The sequence below is a fragment of the Lentzea indica genome (assembly GCF_012184385.1).
In the GTDB taxonomy this organism is placed as follows: domain Bacteria; phylum Actinomycetota; class Actinomycetes; order Mycobacteriales; family Pseudonocardiaceae; genus Lentzea; species Lentzea indica.
Window position 1 is genome coordinate 1 of sequence record NZ_VSRL01000427.1, and the last position, 4,384, is coordinate 4,384.

Here is a 4,384-nt window from a genome sequence, read left to right on the forward strand (position 1 = left end):
GCGGTGGCCTGCTCGCGAAGCTCAGCGGGCTGCCCGGCGGCGAACGGGCGCGAACCGTCGTCGACGTGGTGCGGGCGGAAGCCGCGAAGGTCATCGGCTACGCCGGCGCCGACGCGGTGGGCGCGGAGAAGGAGTTCCGGGCACTCGGTTTCGACTCGCTGACCGCGATCGAACTGCGCAACGCCCTGGCTCAGGCCACCGGCTTGACGCTGCCCGCCACGTTGATCTTCGACTACCCGACACCGCTCGTACTGGCCGAGCACTTGCTCGCCGAACTGACCGGCGAGGGCGCGGACCTCGGCATCGCCGCGCAGGGCGTCGCGGACGCGGACGACCCGATCGTCATCGTCGGCATGGCGTGCCGGTTCCCCGGCGGCGTCTCGACTCCTGAGGACCTGTGGCGGCTGCTGGCCGACGGCACCGACGCGATCGCGAGCTTCCCGTCCGACCGCGGCTGGGAACAGGACGCGCTGGCCGCCGGTGGCACCGTCGAGGGCGGCTTCCTTTACGGCGCGGCGGAGTTCGACCCGGCGTTCTTCGGCATCTCGCCGCGCGAGGCCCTGGCCATGGACCCGCAGCAACGCCAACTGCTCGAAGTCTCCTGGGAAGCCGTCGAACGCACGGGCATCAACGCCGCCACGCTGCGCGGTTCGAAGACCGGCGTGTTCGTCGGCACGAACGGCCAGGACTACACGAACCTCGTGCTGAGGGCGCGCGGCGACATCGAAGGCCACGCCTCGACCGGACTCGCCGCCGCGGTGATCTCCGGCCGTCTCTCCTACACGTTCGGCTTCGAGGGCCCCGCGCTCACGATCGACACCGCCTGTTCTTCTTCTTTGGTGGCATTGCATCTGGCCGCGCAGTCGCTGCGGTCGGGTGAGTCGACGCTTGCCCTGGTCGGCGGCGTGACTGTCATGTCCACGCCCATGAACTTCGCCGGCTTCAACGCCCAGGGCGGCCTCGCGGCGGACGCGCGCTGCCGCGCCTTCTCCGACAACGCGGACGGCACCGGCTGGGCCGAGGGTGTCGGCGTGCTCGTCGTGGAACGCCAGTCGGACGCCCTCCGCAACGGCCACCACGTCCTGGCCGTCGTGCGCGGCTCGGCGGTGAACCAGGACGGTGCCTCCAACGGCCTGACCGCCCCGAACGGCCCCGCGCAGCAACGCGTGATCCGCCAGGCCCTCGCCAACGCCAGACTGTCCACTTCGGACGTGGACGCCGTCGAGGCGCACGGCACCGGCACCCGCCTCGGCGACCCGATCGAGGCCCAGGCGCTGCTCGCCACCTACGGCCGTGACCGCTCCAGCGCCCCGCTGTACTTAGGCGCGATCAAGTCGAACCTGGGTCACACGCAGGCCGCCGCCGGTGTGGCCGGCGTGATCAAGATGGTGCTGGCCTTCCAACACGGCCTGCTGCCGCCGACCTTGCACGTCACGTCGCCGTCCTCCCACGTCGACTGGTCCGCGGGCGCCGTCGAGCTGCTCACCTCCACCACCCCGTGGCCCGCCGTCGACCGCCCGGCCCGCGCCGGCGTCTCGTCCTTCGGTCTCTCCGGCACCAACGCCCACGTGATCCTCGAAGCCGCAACCCCATCTTCGATTTCTGTGGACAACTCGGCGCCTGTGGACAACCCGCCCGTTGTCGATCTTGCGGAGCCGGAATCGTCGGTCTCCCGTGGGACGATTGGAGTGGGGACCTCGGTCTCCCCCTGGGGGGCCCAGACGGAATCGATTCCGTGGCTGGTGTCGGCGAAGTCCGCGGCGGCGTTGGCAGCGCAGATCGAGCGGATCCGGGCGGTTGAGGCCAACGCGCTCGACGTCGGGTACTCGCTAGCGACCACGCGCGCGTTGTTCGAGCACCGGGCCGTGTTGGTGGACGGCGATGTAGTGGCCAGTGGTGAGGCGTCTGGGAAGACGCTCGCCGTGCTGTTCTCCGGGCAAGGTTCGCAGCGGCTGGGCATGGGGCGGGAGCTGTATGAGGAGTTCCCGGCGTTCGCACAGGCGCTGGACGAGGTGTTCGAGCACCTCGATGTTCGTGACGTCATGTGGGGGGACGACGCCGAGGCGCTGAACCAGACGGGCAATGCGCAGCCCGCGCTGTTCGCGATGGAGGTGGCGCTGTACCGGTTGGCGGAGTCGTTCGGGATCGTCCCGCGCCTGCTCGCGGGGCACTCGATCGGCGAGATCGCAGCCGCGCACGTCGCCGAGGTGCTCAGCCTCGAAGACGCCGCGAAGCTTGTCCAAGCACGTGCCCGGCTCATGCAGGCGCTGCCCGCCGGCGGTGTGATGATCGCGCTGCAGGCCACCGAGGACGAGGTGACCCCGCACCTGACCCCAGGTGTCTCCATCGCGGCGATCAACGGACCCAGCTCCCTGGTCATCGCGGGCATCGAAGACGAAGTCCGTGAACTGACAGCGAGGTTCGAAGGCCGCAAGACCAAGCAGCTCGAAGTCAGTCACGCGTTCCACTCGCCGTTGATGGAGCCGATGCTCGACGGGTTCCGGCAGGCGATCCGGGGCTTCACGTTCGCCGAGCCGCGCATCCCGATCGCGACCACGGGCGATGTCACCGATCCCGAGTACTGGGTCGGCCACGTCCGCGACACGGTCCGTTTCACCGAGAACGTCGGAAGGCTCGAGGAACAGGGTGCGAGCGCATTCCTCGAGATCGGGCCCGACGGAGTGCTGGCGGCGCTCGTCGACGGCGCGGTTCCGGCACTGCGCAAGGATCGTGGGGAACGCAAGGCATTCGTGGCGGCGCTCGCGCGGCTGTACGTCAGTGGCACCGATGTCGACTGGTCGAGCTTCTACCAGGGCGGGCGTGGGGTCGATCTGCCGACGTATCCGTTCCAGCACGAGAGGTTCTGGCCGGAGGCGGCGACGGGAGCGGCGGCGGCGGATCCGGCCGACGCGGCGTTCTGGACGGCGGTCGAGCAGGAGGACGTCGCGTCCCTTGCCGCCACGCTCGACCTCGACGGCGAGACGCTCGCAGGTGTGCTCCCGGCGTTATCGGCGTGGCGCGGCAAGCGCCGGAGTCAGTCCACTGTGGACTCGTGGCTGCATCGGGAGAGCTGGCAGCCGATCGCGGTCCTTACCGCGAAGCCCGGCAAGTGGCTCGTGGTCGGGCCGGTCGACGAGCTGCTCCTGAGCGCGCTCGGGGACGTCACCGTGCTCTCGGTTGAGCAGACGGACCGCGAGCACCTGGCGGGACAGCTCGCGGAGTTCGCGCAGGTGCCGTTCACGGGCGTGGTCTCGTTCCTGGCACTGGGCGACGGTGAGCTCGCGCCGATCATCAGCACCACCGCGCTGATCCAGGCGCTCGGCGACGCGGGTGTCATGGCGCCGCTGTGGGCGGTGACGCGCGGCGCGGTGTCGGCCGGGCGCGCCGATGCCGTCAGCAACCCTTGGCAGGCAGGCGTGTGGGGGCTCGGCCGGGTTGCGGCGCTGGAGCATCCGAACCGTTGGGGCGGCCTTGTCGACCTGCCCGCAGAGCTGGACGAGCGCGCGGCGCAACGGTTCGCGGCGGTGTTGAGCGGCGACGAGGACCAGATCGCCATCAGGGCGACCGGGGCGTTCGGCCGGCGGATTCTCGTGGCACCACGCGCATCCCGCGAGTGGCAGCCGAGCGGGACCGTTGTGGTCACCGGTGGCACGGGTGCGCTCGGCAAGCACGTTGCGCGCGACCTCGTCGCGCGCGGCGCGGAGAAGGTCGTGCTGCTGAGCCGGCGCGGCATGGACGCGCCGGGCGGCGGCGGAGATCGTGGCGGAGCTGGGCGTCGAGGTCGTGAAGTGTGACGCCGCGAACCGCGCCGAGCTGGCCGCGGTGCTCACCACCGGCGTCAAGGCTGTTGTGCACGCGGCCGGTGTGCTCGACGACGGTGTGCTCGACGGGCTCACGCCAGAGCGGTTCACCGACGTCTTCCAGGCGAAGGTCACGTCGGCGTTCCTGCTCGACGAACTGACGCGCGAGCTGGAGTTGGACGCGTTCATCCTGTTCTCGTCGGTCGCGGGCGCGTTGGGCAATCCCGGCCAGGCCAACTACGCGGCTGCCAACGCCGTGCTCGACGCCATCGCCACGCAGCGGCGGGAGCTTGGCCTTGCCGCGACGTCGATCGCGTGGGGTGCGTGGACCGGCGACGGCATGGCGGGCGAGGAACGCGTCGCGCGGACGATCAAGTCCGTCGGCGCGTCCACTTTGGACCCAGAGCCCGCCGTCGCGGCGATGAGAGGCGTGGTGGCGGAGACCGCGCCCACTGCCGTGATCGCGGACATCCACCACCCGCAGCTGCTCGCCGCGTTGCTGAGCCTGCGTCCGTCGCCGTGCTGGCCGAGCTTCCCGGCGCCCGGGAGGTGCTGGACGAGCTGGCGGCCGCGCGCCGCGACAG

Annotated in this window: 2 protein-coding genes; both read left to right on the forward strand. The window is 70.8% G+C overall.

Annotated elements, in window-relative coordinates:
* The coding region (locus FXN61_RS47625) for a type I polyketide synthase (RefSeq protein ID WP_167980363.1) at positions 1-3,794 on the forward strand (3,794 nt) is incomplete at its 5' end.
* Positions 3,760-4,384, forward strand: a 625-nt coding sequence (locus FXN61_RS54970; protein WP_223165899.1) for a KR domain-containing protein, incomplete at its 3' end; no start/stop codon positions are given. The genes FXN61_RS47625 and FXN61_RS54970, both read left to right, overlap by 35 nt.